Source organism: Pseudomonas marincola, assembly GCF_900116605.1.
In the GTDB taxonomy this organism is placed as follows: Bacteria; Pseudomonadota; Gammaproteobacteria; order Pseudomonadales; family Pseudomonadaceae; genus Aquipseudomonas; species Aquipseudomonas marincola.
Genome location: NZ_FPBC01000012.1, coordinates 31,827 through 53,170, shown reverse-complemented (window position 1 = coordinate 53,170; position 21,344 = coordinate 31,827). Strand labels below are relative to the sequence as shown.

The window sequence follows — 21,344 nt, the reverse complement described above, 5'->3', positions numbered from 1 at the left end:
AAAAGCCCCTCGAACTTGCAAGACTGCGCCAGTGCGTTGGCCAGGCTCACCAGGGGTGGTGCAGACAGGCTGCGCCGCCTTCTGGAATAACTTATAAAACAACAGGAGCTGTACGCATGACATTATTCGGCAAAACTCTTCTCGCACTTTCGCTGGCTGGGGCTGTAGCGGGTGCAGCGCAGGCTGAAGATAAAGTGCTGCACGTCTACAACTGGTCTGACTACATCGCTGAAGACACCCTGGACAACTTCCAGAAAGAGTCCGGCATCAAAGTTGTGTACGACGTTTTCGACAGTAACGAGACGCTGGAAGCCAAGCTGCTTTCGGGTAACTCCGGCTACGACGTCGTTGTACCTTCGAACCAGTTCTTGGCTAAACAGATCAAGGCGGGCGTATTCCAGAAGCTGGATAAATCCAAGCTGCCAAACTGGAAAAACCTCAACCCAGACCTGCTCAAGGCGCTGGAAGCCGCTGATCCGGGCAACCAGTACGCGTTCCCTTACCTGTGGGGCACTACCGGTATCGGCTATAACCCTGAGAAGGTCAAAGCCGCTCTGGGCACCGACAAAATCGACTCGTGGGAAGTGCTGTTCAATCCAGAAAGCATGCAGAAGCTGAAGTCTTGCGGCGTGTCGATGCTCGACGCTCCGGAAGAAGTTTACGCTGCAACGCTGCACTATCTGGGTCTGAACCCGATCGCGCAAAGCGTTGAAGACGTGAAGAAGGCCGAAGAGTTGCTGCTGAAAATTCGTCCGAACATCACCTACTTCCACTCGTCCAAGTACATCTCCGACCTGGCTAACGGCAACATCTGCGTGGCGTTGGGTTGGTCTGGCGACGTTTTCCAGGCTGAAGCGCGCGCTGAAGAAGCCAAGAACGGTGTGCCAGTTTCCTACACCATTCCTAAAGAAGGTGCGGCTGCGTTCTTCGACATGATGGCGATTCCGGCTGATGCCAAGAATCCAGAGGAGGCTTACACCTTCCTGAACTACATCATGAAGCCTGAAGTGATCGCGCCGATCTCTGACTACGTGGCATACCCGAACGGCAACAGCGCTGCTACGCCGCTGGTATCCGAAGAAATCCGTAACAACCCTGGCATCTACCCGACTGAAGAGGCTTCCAAGAAGCTGTACACCTTCTCCGAGTTGAGCCCGAAAGTTCAGCGTGCAATGACTCGCAGCTGGACCAAGGTCAAGTCAGGTCGTTAACAGGCAATGCAGTTACTGGGCGGCGCCTGTGCGGCGCCCAGTGGTTGTCGGTTATCGAGTGCTGAGCCAGCCGTTGAGGTTTGCAATACACGCAAGCCAGCGGTCCGATAAAGTAACTGTGATGGGCTAAGTCGCAGTTCTGGAGCATCCACAAAGGGTGGCGTTCGATTACCAATGATCGGCCAACAGGCCGCTGTTATGGACACAATAAATCCAAGACGAATCAAGTGCGGCCGAGCCAACCGGTACGTACAAAAGGACTTAAATATGCAGATTCCCTTCAGCAAGACGTTTACCGTAACTGCGCTGACACTCGGCCTGATCGCCGGAGCTCAAGCCGAGTCTTCTGTGCATATCTATAACTGGAGCGACTACATCGGCGAGACCACGCTGGCCGACTTCGAAAAAGCCACGGGCATCAAGCCTGGCTATGACGTTTTCGACTCCAACGAAACCCTTGAAGGCAAGCTTCTGTCGGGCAACACCGGCTACGACATTGTGGTGCCGTCGAACAACTTCCTCGGCAAGCAGATCAAGGCTGGCGCGTTCCAGAAACTTGATCGCAGCAGCTGAGCAACTGGGACAATCTTGACCCGCGTCTGCTCAAGCAACTGAACACCAATGATCCGGGCAACCAGTACGCAGTGCCTTATCTGTGGGGCACCAACGGCATTGGCTACAACGTGGCCAAGGTCAAGGAAGTGCTGGGCGTGGATCATATCGATTCATGGGCGGTGCTGTTCGAGCCCGAGAACATGAAGAAGCTCACCACCTGCGGCGTCTCGTTCCTCGACTCGCCGGATGAAATGATCCCGGCCGTGCTCAACTACATGGGCCTCGACCCGAACAGCAAGAATCCGGACGACTACAAGAAAGCCGAAGCCAAGCTGTTGGAAGTGCGCCCGTACGTAACTTACTTCCACTCGTCCAAATTCATCAGTGATTTGGCCAATGGCAACATTTGTGTGGCGGCTGGTTTCTCCGGTGACGTGATTCAGGCGGCTGACCGCGCTGATGAGGCTGGCAAGGGTATCGAAATCGCCTACGCCATTCCGAAAGAAGGTGCCAACTTGTGGTTCGACATGATGGCGATTCCGGCAGACGCCAAGAACGTCAAGGAAGCCCACGCATATATCAACTACTTGCTCCAGCCGGAAGTAATCGCGCAGGTAAGTAACTACGTTGGCTACGCCAACCCGAATTTGAAATCCCGGGAGTTCATGGATAAAGAAGTCAGTGAGAATCCAGCGGTTTATCCACCGCAAGCAGTCCTGGACAGACTGTTCATTCAGGCTGAGATGCCGCGCAAGATTCAGCGCGTAATGACACGCAGCTGGACCAAGATCAAGTCGGGCAAATAATTATTAAGCGCCCCTCCTCAAAGGTGAGGGCGCGTTTTCCGGGAGTTTCGTAATGGCAGTGGCTTCAAGCACCTATAAAAAGGTACTCGAGGGAGATCAGCAACCGAAAGAAGTGCTGGTCAAGATTGATCGAGTAACCAAGAAATTTGACGAGACCATCGCTGTCGATGATGTCTCCCTGACCATCAACAAGGGCGAAATCTTCGCCCTGTTGGGTGGCTCCGGCTCGGGTAAGTCAACGCTGCTGCGTATGCTGGCCGGTTTCGAACGGCCGACTGAGGGTCGCATTTACCTCGACGGCGAAGACATCACTGATCTGCCGCCCTACGAGCGCCCGATCAACATGATGTTCCAGTCCTACGCCTTGTTCCCGCACATGACTGTGGCGGAAAACATTGCCTTCGGTCTGCGTCAGGACAAAATGCCCAAGGCCGACATTGAGGCGCGCGTCGCCGAGATGCTCAAGCTGGTACAGATGTCGCAGTACGCCAAGCGTAAGCCGCATCAGCTTTCAGGTGGTCAGCGCCAGCGTGTGGCACTGGCGCGCTCGCTGGCTAAAAGCCCGAAGCTGCTGTTGCTCGACGAGCCGATGGGCGCACTGGACAAAAAACTGCGTTCGCAGATGCAACTTGAACTGGTCGAAATCATCGAGCGCGTCGGCGTAACCTGCGTGATGGTGACCCACGATCAGGAAGAGGCCATGACCATGGCCCAGCGGATTGCGATCATGCACTTGGGCTGGATTGCCCAGATTGGCAGCCCGATTGATATTTATGAAACGCCAACCAGTCGCCTGGTTTGTGAATTCATCGGTAACGTCAACCTGTTTGACGGCGTGGTGGTTGATGACTCCGAAGCCTACGCGTTGATCGACAGCCCGGACCTCGAGCGCAATATTTACGTGGGCCACGGTGTGAGCACCTCGGTGCAAGACAAGACCATCACCTATGCGATTCGTCCCGAGAAGCTGTTGGTTACCACCGAGCAGCCGGCCTTCGAATACAACTGGTCGCGTGGCGTCGTTCACGATATCGCCTATCTGGGCGGTCACTCGGTGTTCTACGTTCAGTTGCCAAGCGGCAAGATTGTTCAGTCCTTCGTTGCTAACGCTGAGCGACGCGGCGCACGACCTACCTGGGACGACCAGGTCTTCGTCTGGTGGGAGGACGATAGCGGGGTGGCGTTGCGCTCATGAACATTTCCCGAAGCATTAGCCGGCGAATGCCCAAAGGCCGGCATTTTGTAATAGGTGTGCCATTCCTGTGGCTCTTCCTGTTCTTCCTGCTGCCTTTCATCATTGTGATGAAAATCAGCTTTGCCGAAGCCGACGTTGCCATTCCGCCGTATACCGAGATTTACACCTGGGCTGAAGGCCAGTTGTCGATCATTCTCAACCTGGGTAACTACATCTTCCTGACCGAAGATGAGCTGTATCTGGCCGCCTATCTCGGCTCGCTGAAGATGGCGTTCTTCAGCACCCTGATCTGCCTGTTGATCGGTTATCCGATGGCTTACGCCATTGCGCGCGCCAAGCCTGAGATGCAGACAGTGTTCCTGCTGCTGATCATGATGCCGACCTGGACAGCGATTCTGATCCGCGTTTACGCCTGGATGGGAATTCTCAGCAACAACGGTCTGCTCAACAGTGCATTGATGAGCGTGGGCTTGATCAGCGAACCGCTGCAGATCCTCAATACCAACTTCGCGGTCTACATCGGTATTGTTTATTCGTATCTGCCATTCATGGTGCTGCCGCTCTATGCCAACCTGGTCAAACATGATCAGAGCTTGCTTGAAGCTGCGGCAGATCTGGGCTCCAGCACATTCAACAGCTTCTGGAAGATCACCGTGCCGCTGTCGAAGAACGGCATCATTGCCGGCTGCATGCTGGTATTCATTCCGGCAGTGGGCGAGTTCGTTATTCCTGAGCTGCTTGGCGGTCCGGAAACCCTGATGATCGGTAAGATCCTCTGGCAAGAGTTCTTCAACAACCGTGACTGGCCGGTAGCCTCCGCATTGGCAGTAGTGATGCTGGCATTGCTGATCGTGCCGATCATTCTGTTCAACCGTAACCAGGCCAAAGAAATGGAGGGCCGCGCATGAAGCGTTTCAGTTTCTCCAACATGATGCTCTGGGTCGGTTTCCTGTTCATCTATCTGCCCATGCTGATTCTGGTCATCTACTCGTTCAACGGCTCGCGCCTGGTAACGGTATGGGGTGGCTGGTCGGTCAAGTGGTATGTCGGCCTGCTCGATAACCGTCAGTTGATCGGCGCGGTCCTGCGCTCGCTGGAGATCGCCTTTTACACGGCGATCTCGGCAGTGATTCTCGGCACACTGGCAGCCTTCGTGCTGACCCGCGTGACGCGCTTCAAGGGCCGCACCATGTTCGGCGGACTGGTTACTGCACCGCTGGTTATGCCTGAGGTGATCACCGGTCTGTCGCTGCTGCTGCTTTTCGTGGCCATGGCGCAGATTCTCGGCTGGCCGCAGGAGCGCGGTATCGTGACCATCTGGATCGCGCATACCACGTTCTGTACAGCCTACGTGGCGGTGGTCGTGTCTTCACGCTTGCGTGAGCTGGACATGTCGATCGAAGAAGCGGCCATGGACCTTGGCGCCAAGCCATTGAAGGTGTTCTTTTTGATCACCATCCCCATGATCGCGCCTTCATTGGCAGCCGGTGCCATGATGTCCTTTGCACTGTCGTTGGACGACTTGGTACTGGCCAGCTTCGTTTCCGGGCCGGGTTCAACAACCCTGCCGATGGAAGTGTTCTCGGCGGTACGTCTGGGGGTTAAGCCGGAAATCAACGCGATTGCCAGTTTGATTCTGCTGGCAGTATCGGCGGCGACATTCCTGGTTTGGATCATCTCCCGTCGCGCTGAAGAAAAACGCCGCAAGGCCGTTCAGCAAGCGATTGAAGAAGGTGCTGCAGCCACTTGGCAGCAGGACAAACCTGAAGCGAAAGCCGCTGGTTAAGGGTTTTCACACAAAAAAACGGGCCGTTTTCACGGCCCGTTTTTTTGCCTGCCATTCAGTCGGCAAGCAGCATTTCAGCCCGCAGTCATCAGGCGTTGCGGGTGATGTATTGCAACAGCTCGACAACTTGACCGGGCGTTTGTGCCCAGGCCATTGCAGCGCCATCCACTTCCTTCAGCGGGTGGATGATGTCTTCGCCATGCAGGGTAATGTACGGCTTGCCGAGCGCTGCGCAGTAGCCTGCATCAAATGCGGCGTTCCACTGCTTGTACTTGTCACCGAAGCGAATGATTGCCACATCGCATTGTTCGATCAGGGTCTTGCAGCGAATCGCGTTGACCTTGGCCGACTTGTGGTCGCGCCAGAACGGATTGCTTTCTGCGCCCAGCACATCACCCGCCGCATCGCTGCTGTCGTGGTCGGTCACTGCCGAACTGAAGGTAATGTCGAGCCCCAGTTCACGTGCGCCCTGCATGATCTGCTGGCGCCAGTCGGTGTGGATCTCGCCGGATAAAAATACGTTCAAGCTCATGATTGTCTGTTCCCTTCAGGGTCATCGTGTATTCGATGAAAACCGAACGGTTCGGGTAGGCGAGGCGTTTGGTTTTCGGACGGGCAGTCACGCTAACGGCTGGGGCGCGGGGTGTCCAGCTTTGTGCCTGATTAAAATTGACGCCGAAAAAATGGCTTCTAATATAAGTACGCACGTACCAAAATGCGCATTGGTTCACATGATGGCCATTTGATGGCTAGTACGCTGCATTTGCCGACGAGATACATAAAGAATTACATTTCTTGGTCGAGATCTTTAGTCATAGCGCCTTTGTTTGCCAGTCGCCGGCGGACAGATCAAGTTCTGTCATCTGTCTGCGCCGATGGGCAAAAGGGCCCGCGCCAAAACGTGTTCGGTTGTTGATTGATTTACCCGGTAAGAACAGTTGTCAGTCCCCGTGTTGCAGGAGTGCAGCGCCGGAGCTGGCCTATAAAAATCGCCTGGTCATGCATTTATTTGCTTTCAGCTATGAGGATGATTGGATGTTCAACTCAGCACGCAAGCACTACCAAAACGAATGCGAGCGCTGCAACGCGACGGTTTGTGAACTCAACGCCAAGTTGGCCGCGATCAGCAACTCAATGGCAATGATCGAATTCAGCCCAGATGGCATTGTGTTGAGTGCCAACGACAATTTTTGCGCTGTGATGGGCTACGGCGCTGATGAGGTATGCGGCAAGCACCACCGGGTATTCTGCGAAGAGTCGCAGTATCGCAGCCCTGAATACGCTCAATTCTGGCTCGATCTGGCGGCGGGCAAGCCGCTCAGTGGCACCTTCATGCGGCTGGACAAGAGTGGCCGGGAAATCTGGCTCGAAGCCAGCTATATGCCGGTTAAAAACGCCCAAAGTCAGGTCACCAGTGTGATCAAAGTGGCTTCCAACATCACCGAGCGGGTTCACCGTGAGCGTGAAGGCGAAGGTATGCTGAAGGCTATTGGCCGGTCGATGGCGGTCATCGAGTTCAGTCCGGATGGCCGGGTTATCAAGGCCAACGAGAACTTCTACAGCGCCATGCATTACAAGCCGGCCGAGGTGATTGGCCAGCATCACAGCATGTTCTGCTCGCGCGAAGAGCGCGAATCCCCTGGCTACAAAGCGTTCTGGGCGGCATTGAATCGCGGGGAATACTTCAGCGGGCGCTTCTCGCGCGTCGACAGCCATGGCCGACAGGTATTTTTGGAGGCTTCGTATAACCCGATTTTTGATGCCAAGGGGCGCTTATACAAGGTCGTCAAATTCGCCAGTGACATCACCGAGCAAATGACCTCTCAGCAAGCGGCCGCAGACACCGCCCATGCCACGTCGGTACAGACCGATGCGTGCGCCAAGAAGGGTTCGGCTGTGGTGCGCCAGACAGTTGAGGTGATCGAAGAGATTTCCAGCAATCTCAATCAGGCCGCGCGCAGTATCGATGCGGTGAATAAGCAGTCTGAAGTGATCGGCAGCATCGTGCAGACCATTCGCGGAATTGCCGACCAGACCAACCTGCTGGCCCTTAACGCGGCGATCGAAGCGGCGCGGGCCGGCGAGCATGGGCGCGGTTTTGCAGTGGTTGCAGACGAGGTGCGCAGTCTTGCTGCGCGCACCAGTCAGGCAACGCTGGAAATTGTAGAAGTGGTGCGCCAGAACAACGAACTCTCACGCTCAGCTGTAGAGAGCATGCAGTCCAGCCTGAGTCGCACCAGCGTAGGTGTTGAGCTGGCGAACGAGGCGGGCGAGGTGATTCTGGAAATCCAGCAAGGCTCGCAGCATGTTGTGGATGCTATCAGCCAGTTCAGCTCAAGCTTGCGCCTGCAATAAATTCAGAGCCCGAAGGCCAGCCCTTGCCGGGCTTGGCCTTCAAGGCTTAGCGGGCATCGGCTGCGGATTGCGCACTAGCCTTTCTTGAGTGTCCGGCACTATCAGGCGCGCTTAAGCCCTTGGTTGGCTATTTCTTCGCGGGTGAAGCGCAGTTGTGATGCATCGAGATTAAGCCGGTGGATCAGGTTGAACAGTTGCTGCTTGAGCACCTCGTCACTGATCCGCTCGGCGGCACGCATCATCGCCACAGCGGCGTCCTCGTTGTTTGAGGCAACCTGATCAAGGGTTCTGCAGATATTTCGAGTTGTGCGGCTCACGAGAGGGCTACTCCTAAAATCGAGGCTGTACTGTAGGGCGCAGATATTTCCTTTTGATTGCAGTCCGACCAATTAGATCCGTAATCAGGTACGAGATTTTGCTGTGGCTGGCGTCGTTATTGGCTGCACTCAAAAACATCCCGGGTTTCGCATTCGCTCCACCCGGGCGTCGGTTGTTGCGCATCAGCACAGTCGTTACTCGACCGGCTTTAACGTCAGGGTGCTTTCGGTGTGGGCGGCGACATCGTCTTGGCTCAGGTGCATAGGCACGTATTCGCCGCGCATGTAGCGTTCGGCCTGATCGCTGAAGTGTTTATCGAATGGCACGCCACTTTGCCCAACTGGATTGATGCCGATGGCCTTGCTGGCATCAGCCATGTCGACCAGGCGCCGGGTTGATGGGCCGTAGCTAACATCCCAGGGCGCGGGGCCGATTTTGTGGGCGTAGTTGTTCGGGGTCTCATGACCACCGGGGGCGGCAAACGGGCCGATATTGAACAGGCGATCCAGCGGCTTTTTCTGGCCCAGTGGATGGTTGTGGGTGAGGGTGTGAGTTTTACCCCACTGCCAGTCGGCAGGGTTGTCGCCCAGCGTTTGCCTGAGGTGCTGCATGCTCGCCTGCCAGGCGGCCTTGATGGTGCTGGCGCGGTTTTCCACAGCATCGGTGTTGCGGTTATCCCACCAGGGCGATTGCTCGTCTGCCGTGAGTCGCGGCAGCGCGATATCCAGCACGCGTGTGGCGATCAGGTTGTTGAAAAAGGCTTCGCCGAGTTCGTCAGCCATGCCGTGGCGGGCGATTTCGTAGACCAGTTGATTGAATACAGTCGCCGTCACCGATTCGAGCGTATGGTCGCCGTCCCACTGGGCGAGCTGCTCGACCAATGCGCGTTCCTGGTCATCCGCAGCGGCGGCTTGCAGGTCGTTGATAATCGGCTGTAGCAGTCGAGCGGGATAGCCCGTTCCTGTCTCGAGTTGCAAGGCACGGCTGTTGTTCTGATCCCATTTCACGCTGCTATCGGCCAGGTGTTGATTGAGGCGCTGACCACGGTCGGGAAGGTTGTAGTAGCCCGGAATTTCTATGCCTGTTGGCGACACGGTCTGAAAGTTGGCTGAGACGATGTAGCCGCGTGCAGGGTTTTCTTCTTGTGGGTTGTCACTGAACGGGTAGAAGTCGAGTTTGTCCGACTCGCTGCTGGCGCCGTCGAGAATAAAGCTCGGGTTCACCCCGGCAGGTCGGCGAGGCAGTTTGGCCGCAGCCCACCAACCGATATCGCCCTTGGCATTGGCCCAGATGACGTTAAGCCCCGGCGCTTCGATGTTCTCCACCGCGCTGCGGGCTTTACTCAACGTGTCTGCACGGTTGAGCTTGTAGAAGCCGTCGAGAATCGGGTTGTCGGTTTCGAGAAATGCCCACCACATGGCGATCGGGGTTTGGCCGACTGTGTTACCCAGCGCATCGTTAATGATCGGGCCGTGCTTTGAGCTGCGCAGCGTCAGTTGGACTGGTTCGCCGTTTTTGACTTCGATGGTTTCGCTGCGTGTTTGCAGGTCGGTCCATTCACCCTGATACCAGACCTGATTGGGGTTTTGCGGATTGACCTTCTCGGCGATCAGGTCGAGGTCGTCATTCTGGAACATGGTAATGCTCCAGGCGAAGTCCTTGTTGTGGCCGAGCGATGCAACCGGGTTGAGGGCCTGATGGTGGCCGTACAAGTCGAAGCCGGGATAACTCAGTTGGGCTTCGTACCAAACCGCCGGTACCGAGAAGCGAATGTGCGGATCGCCCGCCAGCAATGGCTTGCCGCTGGCAGTGCGGCTGCCCGAAACCGCCCACGCGTTGCTGCCCTCGAATTGCGGCAAGCCGGCCTCGGCGAGTGCGTTATTGCTCAATTGAGCGATGCTGTTGAGATCCTGCCAGTCGCTGCTGGCCAGCGGCTGGCCCATTACCCCTTGTGGATGCCAGGCGAGGTCGAAGACCTTGAGATAATCGGCGCCGAGCTGGTCGCGCACAAAACTCAGTACCGGCTCGGTGCGAAATGCAGCGGCAAAGCTGTAGGCCATATAGCCGGCCACGCTGATGGTGTCGGCGACGGTGAACGGGCGCTTCTCGATGCCCAGCAGGTCGAATTCTACCGGCGCTGGATGGCTGCCCTGATATTGGTTTATGCCATCCAGATAGGCTTGCAGGGCTTTGTATGAAGGCAGGCTGGTATCCATCGCCTGAGCGTAGGCATCTGCATGTTGACGGATGCCGAGGGTGCGAAACAATCGATCAGTTTCCACCAGTTTGTCACCCAGAACCGCGGCCAATTCGCCGCGCGCCAGACGGCGCATCAATTCCATCTGGAACAGCCGATCCTGCGCATGCACAAAGCCGAATGCGCGGTACATGTCGGCTTCGTTCTGGGCCTGAATATGCGGCACACCGCGCTCATCATAAGCAACGCTGACGGGGGCTTGCAGGTGCGCAAGATCGACGCTGCCGTCGCGGGTTGGTTGTTTGCTGGTGACGTACCAGGCGCCGCCAGCGGCGGCCACGCCAATGATGATGGCAAGTGCAGTCAGAGTGCGCTTCATCGCAAGTCCTTTTTATTATTGGGCGATTGGTTCCTAACAGCCTGGCAATACACCATGACTGAAAATAACAGGTCAATCGGCTAACAGCTTATCAGCATGCTGAATGATGGCTGATGGCCTTATCAAGCGTGCAGGTCTGCCTGTCTGGTAAAGGGTTCACAGTTCTTACGTCTGGTTATTAGGCGATTAACTTTTCTGCCGAGGCGTGTGGCCGGTTGGCGTCAGGTAATGAGTAACTTTCTATGTACAGTCGTTTCAGGTAAATCCGCCCTCCGCACCAAGTGATTTATTACAAGGATGTTGTTAATGACTTCGATTGGTTCGCATAAACCTGTCAGTGCACTCGTGCGCTGTTTTGGCCTGCTCATGGCGCTCTTTGCGCTCACGCTGGTCTGGGCAGTATCCGAGGTGCAATTTAACTTTTGGGCATTGGTGCCGCGCACGCTCGTGCATCTGGTATTGGCAATCATTGCGTTGCTCTTGGTTCCGCTGTTTTCACCGGCTTCGGCTGCGCTCAAACGAGGCGCAGTGATTGCTGGCGTTGCTCTTCTGGGCGTTTTTATTGCAGCGTTGGCCGGGATGTTCGTACCGCACGGTATTGTGCAGAACACCGTAGCGTTTACGCCGGGTAAGGTGACGGACCTGACCGCTGCCACAGGTGGCGAATGGACCGACTACGGACGCACAGGTGAAGGCACGCGCTATGCGCCGTTTGATCAGGTCAACGTCGATAATGTCGATCAGTTAAAAGTGGCCTGGACTACCCGTCATGGCGATATTGCCGAACTTGGCGACGAAAACCAGAACACTCCGCTGTATGTCGATAGCGTGGTTTATCACTGTTCGCCGCGCAACATCCTGACCGCACTGGATGGCGACACGGGTAAAACCCGCTGGCAGTTTGATCCGAAAGCCGAAGCGCCGTTCTGGAACCGTTGCCGCAGTGTTGCCGTGTACAAGCCGCCCAAGCCCGACGCCTGCGGCACGCGCATTGTCATGGCCACAATCGATATGCGTTTACTGGCCATCAAGACCAGCGATGGTGAACTCTGCGAAAGCTTCGGTGACCACGGCGTGGTCAACTTGCAGCAGGGTATTGGCGAAGCCAAGCCCGGTTTCTATATGCAGACTTCAGGGGCGATGGTCGCGGGCGACAAGATTTTGCTCAGTGGTTGGGTGGCAGACAACATGTCGGTTGGCGAGCCTTCAGGCGTTGTGCGCGCCTTCAATGCCGGCACGGGTGAGCTGGATTGGGCGTGGGACCTGGGCAATGCGAAAATCGACAAGCTGCCACCGCCAGGCGAAACCTATACCCGCGGTACGCCCAATATATGGGCGCCAATGTCTTATGACCTGGATCTCGGCTTGGTTTACCTGCCAACCGGTAACGCGACCCCGGACTATTACGGCGGCCCGCGCACCAAGGCGATGGATGATTACTCCTCCTCAATCGTTGCCGTTGACCTGAGCACGGGCAAGGAGCGCTGGAAGTTTCAAACAGTGCATCACGACCTCTGGGACTACGACATTCCGTCACAGCCATCCTTGGTGGACTTTCCCATGCCGGACGGCACAACCGTACCGGGGCTGATTCTGTTGACCAAGCGCGGTCAGATTTTCACCTTTGATCGGCGTGACGGAACCCCGCTGACCAAAATTGAAGAGCGTCCGGTGCCTGCCGGTGATGTTAAAGGTGAACGCTACTCGCCCACTCAGCCTTATTCGGTAGGCATGCCGGCGATTGGCGCAGCAGGCTTGAGCGAAACCAACGCCTGGGGCATTACGCCGGTGGATCAGCTCTATTGCCGCATCATGTTCAAGAAGAGCATCTACAAGGGCGATTTCACGCCGCCAAGCCTGAAACCGATCATTCAATTTCCGAGTAATTATGGTGGCTTCAATTGGGGCAGCGCATCCATTGATCAGGAGCGTAATCTTCTGATCGTCAATGATTTGCGCATGCCGATTCGCACCAACCTGATGCCGCGCGGCGAGATCGACAAGGTCATGAAGTCCCTTGGCGGGGCTAAACCTCACGGCGAGTGGAACCCGCAATACGGCACGCCTTATGGGCTCAAGCTCAACATGTTCATGTCGCCGATTGGCGTGCCTTGTGTGCAGCCGCCTTTTGGCACTTTAACGGCGATTGATCTGGCAACGCGCAAGGTGGTCTGGCAGCGGCCGGTAGGCACTGCCGAAGAGGTCGGGCCGTTTGGTATTGCGACAAGGTTGCCGATTAAAGTGGGTTTGCCGACCTTGGGCGGCACGGTGACCACAAGTGGCGGGCTGGTGTTTATGACAGGTACGCAGGACTACTATCTGCGCGCCTATGACGTTGAAACGGGTGAGGAACTGTGGAAAGGCGCCATCCCGACTGGCGGTCAGGCGACACCTATCACCTACATCGATAAGAAGTCAGGGCGCCAGTTCATAGTGGTTAACGCCGCCGGAGCGCCGCATAACCCGAATGATCGCGGTGATTATCTGGTGGCCTTCGCGCTGCCGGAAAAAACCAAGCAGTAGGGCGTCAGTAACTTCAGCCCCAGCAGCGCACTCAGTGCTCTGCCGGGGTTTTTACGTGCAGCCAGACAGCTTTGCTGGCGCTAGGACGTCATGTTCATGGCTCGGCTTTCTCGGCCGGCTTCCAGTCACAGAAACAGCCGACTGCCATGTTGTTGCTGGCGTGTACCTTGCGACCGTCCTTGAGCGCATTGAGTATCGGCTCGATAAAGCTGTTGCTCGAATTGCAGGTAATGCCTGAACTGTAAGGACCGAAATAGGCCAGCTTGCCTTCACGGTCCCAAATCGCTACCGCCGGGCTGGCTGGCAAATCGGCTGAACCCGGCAGAGCGGGTAAGGCTTTGATCGCTTTGAGATCAGCGGGCAATTCGCCGTGGCTGCCGGGCTTTTGCACGGCAAAAAACTCAACGCCCAGCGGTGTGAAATTTTTCACCAGCTCGGCAAGGTGCTGTTGGTTGCCGACGTTGCAGGGGCAGGCCGGGTCCCAGAAGTGCACCATGCGAATTGCCCCGGGGCCGGCTAACTCGGCGGGTAATTGCAATTGATCGCCGGAAAATATCGCCGTACGTTCACTGAATGAGCGCACATAGCGGGCTTCGAACCAGCTAAAGGCGAGTATTAGCACTATCACTGATACGCCTGCTATTACGCAGGCCAGTAAGGTTTTACGGCTGAATCGAGGCATGACAAGGTTCTATCTCTGGGGTGCATAGCTTGCCACGATGCGTCTGGCAGCAGAATATCTGCAGTTCGTTGTAGTGCATTGGATGCCTGCTTACCCCGCCTGATTTATGGATCGCTGCATGCTAGAGCAATTTAAGCCTGAGCGTTTAGTCGCAGGTCTTCGCCCGTTAACGTCCGCGCCCGCCCAGGCATTGCCGCAAGAGTTGGCTTATCGGGCGTTCTACGGCCTTGAGCAATTACCGGCAGCACATGCGCGCATGGGTTACTTTGATGCGGGTGGTTACCGCATTGCCGCGCAACTCTGGCTGCCTGAGCAGCCAAGAGCGACACTGATTTTGCTGCATGGCTATTACGACCACAGTGGTTTGTATGGCCATGTCATGCGCTGGGCTTTGGAGCAGAATCTGGCCGTTATGGCGCTCGACTTGCCCGGGCATGGTTTATCCAGCGGCACCCGCGCCAGTATTAACGACTTCGCCGAGTATCAGGCCGTGCTGGAGGCTGCGATTGAGCTGGTTCGTGAGTTGCAGCTACCGGCACCTTTGCACCTGTTTGGCCAGAGCACTGGCGGCGCGATCCTGATTGATTACCTGCTGACGGCAAATCCGCAGAGTGATATCGGTGAGACCATTCTGCTGGCGCCGTTGGTCCGGCCGCGGGCCTGGGGTTGGTCGAAGCTCAGTTATCTGCTGCTCAAGTCGTTTGTGAGCAAGATAGAGCGGCGTTTCAGTGATAACTCACATGACCCTGTGTTTCTCGACTTCCTGCGTAATCGCGACCCGTTACAGCCACGCGACTTGCCGACTGCCTGGGTCGGTGCGCTGGGGCGCTGGGTGCCGCGTATCGAGAACGCCCCGCGCAGTCCACGGCGGCCGTTGGTGGTACAGGGTGAGGAAGACCGCACGGTAGACTGGCCGTATAACCTGCAGGTGCTGGCCGACAAATTTGCCGGCCCGCGTGTGCTGCGTATCAAGCAGGCGCGCCATCATCTGGCCAATGAGTCGGCGGAATTTCGCGCTGAGTACTTCAGTTTTCTCACCGAACAACTCAATCGCTGAGCAGTTAGATACCTTGCGGTGCCTGATTCAGGCTGGATGTGCTCTGGCCAACGGCAAGGCCGGCGCGCACGGCGGCGAGTGCGGCCTGATAATAGTCTTTACCGGCCTGCGATTCGGCGAAAGTGATGAACTCATCCAGCTCAGGATCGGACAAGTCGCGATAAACAAACAGCAAGGTGTTGTCCAGATCAGTGCCAATCTGACCCATCAGGCGTTGGCGCTGGCTGTTGAGCATGCTTTGCGCGGTGTCGCCGCCGAGCAAGCCGGGGATCATCTGGCTCAGGCTGTCTGCGGCCACGCCGGCCAGCGCCAGGCTCACTTCGGCGCCGGCTTCCTTGGCGGGCAGGGCCTGCGCGAGGTGGCTGATCAACAAGCGGCGACTGTCGCTGGCATCAACGCGGGGCAGGCCGTTGGCATATTTCGCCAGTTGATCCTTGCGCGTAGCCAGTTGCTCGGCGCTGACGACCTTGCGGCCCAGCGGTGACTCGAAGAATTGCAGGGCCGACTGCGGCTCGTGCAGATTCTCGCGAAAGCTTTGCTGCGCGCGCTGATCCATCGCTTGCGGTGCGAATCGCTGATTGCTGTTGCTCACCAGTGCGTCATACACCGCGGGTGGCAGGCTTTGGCGATAGCGCTGCTGCGCGGCGGCGAGTGCGTCATTGAAATTGGCCCGTTGTTGCGCCCAGCCGGCGGCCTTATACAGATCAGTGTGCACATCGGCCAGAGCCGGCAAGCTCAGTAGCATGAATAGAGCGGTGAAGATCGCGCGCATTAAAGACTCCTGTCTGGCGGGCACTGATTTCAAGGGCGGAGAAGCATATCGAGGCGCGGCAACGAGACTGATAGAATTATACGCATGACAACCGATACCACTGATATGCCCTTTGCAGTAATTATTGATGACCTTGCCACGCAGGGCTGGTCGCTGCTGCCCGGTTTTGCTAGTCAGACTTTGACAGCCGAACTGGCCCAAGAGTGCCGTGCCCGGGTAAAAAATGGCGCTCTGAGCCCCGCCAGAGTGGGGCGCGGTGCCGGGCAGGAGATCCGCGAGGCGATCCGCGGCGATCAGATCGAGTGGCTGGAGCCGGGGCAGTCGGCCCCCACCGATGCGTATCTGCAATTGATCGACGGCTTGCGGATCGCGCTTAATCAGCAGCTGTTTCTCGGTCTGGATTCCTATGAAAGCCACTTCGCTTTCTATCCGGCAGGGGCTTTTTATAAAAAGCACCTCGACCGCTTTCGCGATGACGACCGGCGCACGGTCTCGGTCGTGCTCTATCTGAATGAACAATGGCAGGACGACTTTGGCGGCGAACTGCGCCTGTACCTGCCGGATGGCGAGACCCGCGACGTGCGGCCAGAGGCCGGCAGCCTGGTGGTTTTCATGTCGGCCGATATGCCCCACGAAGTCTTGCCGGCCACCCGTGAGCGTCTGTCGTTAGCCGGTTGGTTCCGTCGGCGCGGCGCCGATACGTTCTGATAGCTTTGCCATTCGAGTAAATGCAGGAGCTTGCTGTGCAAAAAATCTTGGTCAGTCGTTGCCTGCTTGGTCATCGCGTGCGCTATGACGGCGGTGCGCATGGGCCGTTCGATCTGTTGCAGCAATGGCAGGCAGAAGGCCGGGTCATCGCGCTGTGCCCTGAAGTGGCTGGCGGCTTGCCAACGCCACGCCCGCCGGCAGAGATTGCTGGCGGACAAGGAGCGCAGGTGTTGGACGGATTGCTCAGGGTGTTGACCATTGATGGCGAAGATTGCACCGAAGCCTTTGTCAGTGGCGCGCAGCAGGCGCTGGAGCTGGTTCGCCAACACGGGATTGGCTTGGCGCTACTCAAAGCGCGCAGCCCGTCGTGCGGCAACCTGGAGAACTACGACGGCAGTTTTAGCGGCGTGAAGGTGGCGGGCGAGGGTGTTACCGCGGCGCTGTTGCAGCGAGCGGGTGTGCAGGTCTTCAATGAAACCCAGTTGGCGCAGGCCAGTTTGGCGTTGGCTGCGCTTGAATCTGCTCTGGAATAGGTATTTCAGCCGATTCCGCGCGTATCTTTTGGATGACGCCTACACTTGGCGATAGCGTAGTTACGCTGAACGATTGGCGGGGTTTGCCGTCCATTGTACTCAACCAAAAGACACGGAGTCTGTTATGAAAGTAGTCATGCCCACTCTCGGGCTAGCCGCCCTTTTGTTTGCCGTCAGTAGCCCTGCCTTGGCTGAAGCGCCAAGAGCCAAGGCCATGGAAGATGCACGGGTATATATCGTGGAGCCAGCTGATGGTGCGACCGTCAGCCAGACGTTCACCGTCAAGTTCGGTATCAGCGGTATGAACGTTGCGCCAGCGGGTACGGATGCCCCCAATACCGGGCACCACCATCTTTTGATCGACCAGGACACATTGCCGGCGATGGACAAGGTGATCCCCGCCACCGACAAGATTATTCACTATGGCGGTGGCCAGACTGAAACTGAGCTGACGCTCGAGCCGGGCCAGCACACCCTGCAACTGTTGTTGGGCGATAAAGGCCACGTGCCATTCGATCCGCCGCTGCTGTCGGACAAAATCACCATCACCGTCAAGTAAATCCACGGCGTTTGCTGCGCTGAAACGAGAAGAGGGAGGCCTGAGCCTCCCTCTTCTCGTTTCAGCCGTTACAACTGTTCGGAATTAGAACAGTACGCGGCTGCGGATGGTGCCGTTGACGTGCTGCAGTTTTTCCAGCGCCAGGTCCGAGTATTCGGCGTCGACGTCGACTACTACGTAACCCACTTTGTCGTTGGTCTGCAGGAACTGACCCGAGATGTTGATGCCGTTTTCGGCGAACACACGGTTGATTTCGCTCATCACACCCGGAATGTTTTCGTGGATGTGCAGCAGACGGTGCTTGCCCGGGTGCGATGGCAGAGCCACTTCCGGGAAGTTGACCGAAGACACCGATGTGCCGTTGTCGCTGTACTTGACCAGCTTCTCGGCGACTTCCAGGCCAATGTTGGCCTGAGCCTCGGCAGTCGAGCCACCGATGTGCGGAGTCAGGATCACGCGATCGAGGCCGCGCAGCGGGCTTTCGAACTCTTCGGCGTTAGAGCGTGGCTCTACCGGGAATACGTCGATGGCCGCGCCGATCAGGTGCTCGTCTTTGATTGCCGCTGCCAGATGATCCAACTCAACCACGGTGCCACGCGCCGCGTTGATCAGGATGCCGCCCTTCTTCATGGCGCGAATTTCCGGCTCGCCAATCATCCACTGAGTCGATGGCAGTTCCGGAACGTGCAGCGAGACGATGTCGCACATGCCCAGCAGGTCGTGCAGTTTGCCGATCTGGGTGGCGTTACCCAGCGGCAGCTTGGTGATTACGTCGTAGAAGAACACCTGCATGCCCAGCGATTCGGCGAGAACCGACAGCTGCGTACCAATGGAGCCATAACCAACGATACCCAGCTTTTTACCGCGGATTTCGAAGGAGTTGGCCGCGCTTTTGATCCAGCCGCCACGGTGGCAGGAAGCATTCTTCTCAGGGATGCCGCGCAGCAGCAAGATGGCCTGAGCCAGTACCAGTTCGGCAACCGAACGGGTATTCGAGTACGGTGCGTTGAAAACGGCGATGCCGCGCTCACGTGCAGCGTCAAGATCAACCTGATTGGTGCCAATACAGAAACAGCCAACTGCAACCAGCTTGTTGGCGCAGTCAAACACCTCAGCGGTGAGCTGGGTGCGTGAACGAATGCCGATAAAATGCGCCTCGGCGATCTTTTCCTTCAGTTCTGCTTCAGGCAGCGAGCCGGTGAGGTACTCGATGTTTGAGTAGCCAGCAGCCGTCAGAGTGTCCACAGCATTTTGGTGGACGCCTTCGAGAAGAAGGAACTTGATCTTGCTCTTGTCGAGAGAGGTCTTGCTCATCGGAGTACCTGTTGTCCCACAATTAAGTGTCACGGAAGTCAGCGCCATTGCTGATCGGGCCCGCAGATCAGCCTGGAGCATGATTTGCAGGGTGCATATGCTAGCATACGAGCCCCGCGAAACACCTACCCTGGCAGATGAAGCGTGCTCAGGGTGACCATGAATCGTTTGAGAGTTCTATCGATGACTGACCCAGCCCTGATTGAAACGCTAAAGTCCCTGGTTGAGCCTGGAAAAGTGCTGACCGACGCCGAATCCCTGGAAGCTTTTGGTAAGGACTGGACCAAGCATTTTGCCCCGGCTCCGCAAGCCATCGTGTTTCCGAAGAGCATCGAGCAGGTTCAGGCCATTGTTCGCTGGGCGAATGAGCATAAGGTTGCGCTGGTGCCGTCGGGTGGCCGCACCGGTCTTTCCGCCGCCGCTGTAGCGGCCAATGGCGAAGTGGTCGTCTCGTTCGATTACATGAATCAGATTCTCGATTTCAACGAATTTGATCGTACTGTTGTCTGCCAGCCGGGCGTTGTCACCGAGCAGTTGCAGAACTTTGCTGAAGAGCAGGGCCTTTATTACCCAGTCGACTTCGCCTCGGCGGGTTCCAGCCAGATTGGCGGCAACATTGGCACCAATGCTGGCGGTATCAAGGTGATCCGTTATGGCATGACCCGTAACTGGGTAGCGGGCATGAAAGTGGTGACCGGCACGGGTGAGTTGCTGGAACTCAACAAAGACCTGATCAAGAATGCCACCGGCTACGACATGCGCCAGCTGTTCATCGGTGCCGAAGGTACGCTGGGTTTTGTGGTTGAGGCCACCATGCGCCTTGATCGCGCGCCGCAAAATCTCACGGCAATGGTGCTGGGCGCTGCTGACTTCGATTCGATCATGCCGGTTCTCCACGCCTTCCAGAGCAAACTGGACCTGACCGCGTTCGAATTCTTCTCCGACAAAGCACTGGCCAAAGTCATGGCGCGCGGCGATGTGCCACCTGCTTTCGAGACTGATTGCCCGTTTTATGCGCTGCTTGAATTTGAAGCCAGCACAGAAGAAGTCGCCAACGCGGCACTGGAAACCTTTGAGCACTGCGTCGAGCAAGGCTGGGTGCTGGACGGCGTGATGAGCCAGAGCGAACAGCAACTGCAGAACCTGTGGAAGCTGCGCGAGTACATCTCTGAAACCATCTCGCACTGGACGCCTTACAAGAACGATATTTCGGTGACTGTGTCAAAAGTACCGGCCTTCTTGCACGATATCGACGAGATCGTCGGCAAACACTACCCGGACTTCGAGATTGTCTGGTTCGGCCATATCGGCGACGGCAACCTGCACCTGAACATCCTCAAGCCCGAGTCTTTGACTAAAGACGAATTCTTCGGCAAATGCGCAACTGTTAATAAGTGGGTGTTTGAGATCGTGCAGAAGTACAACGGCTCGATCTCGGCCGAGCACGGTGTCGGTATGACCAAGCGTGACTACTTGCATTACAGCCGCAGTGCCGCCGAAATCAGCTACATGAAAGCGATCAAGGCAGTCTTTGACCCGAACGGCATCATGAACCCGGGCAAAATATTCGCTGAATAATCTGACTGCCATTTACTGCCTGCGAGGTTTGCACAGCTGATCTCGCCGGTTTGCTTGCAGCAGCCCCAGTTGGGCAGTTTTCCTTTGTCAGGAGCGTTTATGAGTTACCAGCACCAGTATGTTGACGGCACCCATATCCATTTTCAGTTGGGTAAAGTTGTGTGCATCGGGCGTAATTACGCCGAACACGCCAAAGAGCTGAATAACCCGGTGCCGACTGAGCCCATCCTTTTCATCAAGCCGGGCAGTTGTGTGGTGGCTGTGGACGACGGTTTCAGCATTCCTGAAGACCGGGGTTCGGTGCATTACGAAGCTGAAATTGCGGTTTTGATTGGCAAGCCGCTGTCGCGCACGCCGAATGAAGAAGAAGTGCTGGATGCGATTTCGGGCTTTGCACCGGCATTGGATCTAACTCTGCGTGACGTGCAAGCCAAGCTCAAAGAGAAAGGTTATCCGTGGGAAATCGCCAAGTCGTTCGATGGCGCCTGCGTGCTCGCACCGTTTGTGCAGGGCGATGCGATCGCTGATCTGACCGATATCGGCATTCGTCTGACTATTAACGGTGCTGTGCGTCAGGACGGTAACAGTAGCGACATGCTCAACCCGATTGTTCCGATGATCCAGCACATCTGCGGCCACTTCAGCCTGCAGCCTGGCGATGTCATTCTAACGGGCACGCCGGTAGGCGTTGGCCCGCTGAACAAGGGTGACGAAGTCGAACTGGAACTGGTTGGCCATTCGAGCTTCACCAGTAAAGTCTGCTAAACGCTGATTGCATCTCTGCACTGCTCACCTGCGTCCGCCGCGCAGGTGATG

At 56.7% G+C, this 21,344-nt stretch carries 17 protein-coding genes and 3 pseudogenes; 14 read left to right on the top strand and 6 right to left on the bottom strand.

Annotated features, from left to right (window positions below; translation table 11 throughout):
- Positions 1 to 116 precede the first annotated feature (116 nt).
- From BM395_RS17675 to BM395_RS17655, 5 genes and pseudogenes are all read left to right on the top strand, one after another.
- Positions 117 to 1,211 carry a polyamine ABC transporter substrate-binding protein gene (locus tag BM395_RS17675; RefSeq protein ID WP_090514307.1) on the top strand — a complete coding sequence of 365 codons (1,095 nt, stop codon included), beginning with the start codon at positions 117 to 119 and terminating at the stop codon, positions 1,209 to 1,211.
- A gap of 267 nt (positions 1,212 to 1,478) precedes the next feature.
- Positions 1,479 to 2,572, top strand: a pseudogene (locus tag BM395_RS17670) (polyamine ABC transporter substrate-binding protein).
- Positions 2,573 to 2,624: 52 nt separating this feature from the next.
- On the top strand, positions 2,625 to 3,767 hold the full coding sequence (potA, locus tag BM395_RS17665; protein ID WP_069902275.1) for a polyamine ABC transporter ATP-binding protein: 1,143 nt from the start codon (positions 2,625 to 2,627) through the stop codon (positions 3,765 to 3,767).
- Between the two features lie 26 nt (positions 3,768 to 3,793).
- Positions 3,794 to 4,675, top strand: a complete 882-nt coding sequence (locus BM395_RS17660; protein ID WP_170860623.1) for an ABC transporter permease subunit — start codon at positions 3,794 to 3,796, stop codon at positions 4,673 to 4,675.
- Positions 4,672 to 5,553, top strand: coding sequence for an ABC transporter permease subunit (locus tag BM395_RS17655; protein WP_069902277.1), 882 nt, complete (start codon positions 4,672 to 4,674; stop codon positions 5,551 to 5,553). Before BM395_RS17660 ends, BM395_RS17655 begins: the two co-directional genes overlap by 4 nt.
- 88 nt (positions 5,554 to 5,641) lie before the next feature.
- On the opposite strand, the gene BM395_RS17650 is transcribed toward BM395_RS17655, so the two are convergent.
- A complete protein-coding gene (locus tag BM395_RS17650) occupies positions 5,642 to 6,085 on the bottom strand; it encodes a YtoQ family protein (RefSeq protein ID WP_090514301.1) in 444 nt (147 codons plus the stop codon).
- 467 nt (positions 6,086 to 6,552) lie between these two features.
- Between BM395_RS17650 and BM395_RS23880 the strand changes: the two are divergent.
- Positions 6,553 to 7,374 (top strand): annotated as a pseudogene (locus tag BM395_RS23880) (PAS domain-containing protein); the annotation flags it as partial.
- 168 nt (positions 7,375 to 7,542) lie between these two features.
- Positions 7,543 to 7,908: pseudogene (locus BM395_RS23875) on the top strand (methyl-accepting chemotaxis protein); the annotation flags it as partial.
- Between the two features lie 101 nt (positions 7,909 to 8,009).
- On the opposite strand, the gene BM395_RS17640 reads toward BM395_RS23875, so the two are convergent.
- Both BM395_RS17640 and BM395_RS17635 read right to left on the bottom strand, forming a co-directional pair.
- Positions 8,010 to 8,225 (bottom strand): hypothetical protein, encoded by a 216-nt coding sequence (locus BM395_RS17640; RefSeq protein ID WP_090514298.1) that lies wholly within the window; start codon positions 8,223 to 8,225, stop codon positions 8,010 to 8,012.
- 195 nt (positions 8,226 to 8,420) lie between these two features.
- A complete protein-coding gene (locus tag BM395_RS17635) occupies positions 8,421 to 10,802 on the bottom strand; it encodes a penicillin acylase family protein (protein WP_090514295.1) in 2,382 nt (793 codons plus the stop codon).
- A gap of 306 nt (positions 10,803 to 11,108) precedes the next feature.
- On the opposite strand from BM395_RS17635, the gene BM395_RS17630 reads away from it, so the two are divergent.
- Positions 11,109 to 13,325, top strand: coding sequence for a membrane-bound PQQ-dependent dehydrogenase, glucose/quinate/shikimate family (locus tag BM395_RS17630; RefSeq protein ID WP_170860618.1), 2,217 nt, complete (start codon positions 11,109 to 11,111; stop codon positions 13,323 to 13,325).
- A 94-nt stretch (positions 13,326 to 13,419) separates the two neighbouring features.
- On the opposite strand, the gene BM395_RS17625 is transcribed toward BM395_RS17630, so the two are convergent.
- Positions 13,420 to 14,007, bottom strand: coding sequence for a DUF6436 domain-containing protein (locus tag BM395_RS17625; protein ID WP_069902282.1), 588 nt, complete (start codon positions 14,005 to 14,007; stop codon positions 13,420 to 13,422).
- 118 nt (positions 14,008 to 14,125) lie between these two features.
- Here BM395_RS17625 and bipL point away from each other — a divergent pair, with 118 nt between their 5' ends.
- Positions 14,126 to 15,064 (top strand): phospholipase BipL, encoded by a 939-nt coding sequence (gene bipL / locus BM395_RS17620; protein WP_090514289.1) that lies wholly within the window; start codon positions 14,126 to 14,128, stop codon positions 15,062 to 15,064.
- Between the two features lie 4 nt (positions 15,065 to 15,068).
- On the opposite strand, the gene BM395_RS17615 is transcribed toward bipL, so the two are convergent.
- Complete coding sequence (locus BM395_RS17615) at positions 15,069 to 15,836, bottom strand: DUF2059 domain-containing protein (RefSeq protein WP_090514286.1); 768 nt, start codon at positions 15,834 to 15,836, stop codon at positions 15,069 to 15,071.
- Between the two features lie 84 nt (positions 15,837 to 15,920).
- Between BM395_RS17615 and BM395_RS17610 the strand changes: the two genes are divergently transcribed.
- From BM395_RS17610 to BM395_RS17600, 3 genes are all read left to right on the top strand, one after another.
- Positions 15,921 to 16,544 carry a 2OG-Fe(II) oxygenase gene (locus tag BM395_RS17610; protein WP_090514283.1) on the top strand — a complete coding sequence of 208 codons (624 nt, stop codon included), beginning with the start codon at positions 15,921 to 15,923 and terminating at the stop codon, positions 16,542 to 16,544.
- 35 nt (positions 16,545 to 16,579) lie between these two features.
- On the top strand, positions 16,580 to 17,077 hold the full coding sequence (locus tag BM395_RS17605; RefSeq protein WP_090514280.1) for a 2-thiouracil desulfurase family protein: 498 nt from the start codon (positions 16,580 to 16,582) through the stop codon (positions 17,075 to 17,077).
- Between the two features lie 124 nt (positions 17,078 to 17,201).
- The gene (locus tag BM395_RS17600; protein WP_069902287.1) at positions 17,202 to 17,636 is read left to right on the top strand and encodes a DUF4399 domain-containing protein; all 435 of its coding nucleotides are present in this window, start codon (positions 17,202 to 17,204) and stop codon (positions 17,634 to 17,636) included.
- An 84-nt stretch (positions 17,637 to 17,720) separates the two neighbouring features.
- On the opposite strand, the gene serA is transcribed toward BM395_RS17600, so the two are convergent.
- Entirely contained in the window at positions 17,721 to 18,950 is a 1,230-nt protein-coding gene (gene serA / locus BM395_RS17595; RefSeq protein WP_069902288.1) for a phosphoglycerate dehydrogenase, read from the bottom strand.
- Between the two features lie 183 nt (positions 18,951 to 19,133).
- Between serA and BM395_RS17590 the strand changes: the two genes are divergently transcribed.
- On the top strand, positions 19,134 to 20,528 hold the full coding sequence (locus BM395_RS17590) for an FAD-binding oxidoreductase (RefSeq protein ID WP_069902289.1): 1,395 nt from the start codon (positions 19,134 to 19,136) through the stop codon (positions 20,526 to 20,528).
- Positions 20,529 to 20,627: 99 nt separating this feature from the next.
- Positions 20,628 to 21,293: a fumarylacetoacetate hydrolase family protein gene (locus tag BM395_RS17585; RefSeq protein WP_090514277.1), complete on the top strand. Its 666-nt coding sequence runs from the start codon at positions 20,628 to 20,630 to the stop codon at positions 21,291 to 21,293.
- Positions 21,294 to 21,344 lie beyond the last annotated feature (51 nt).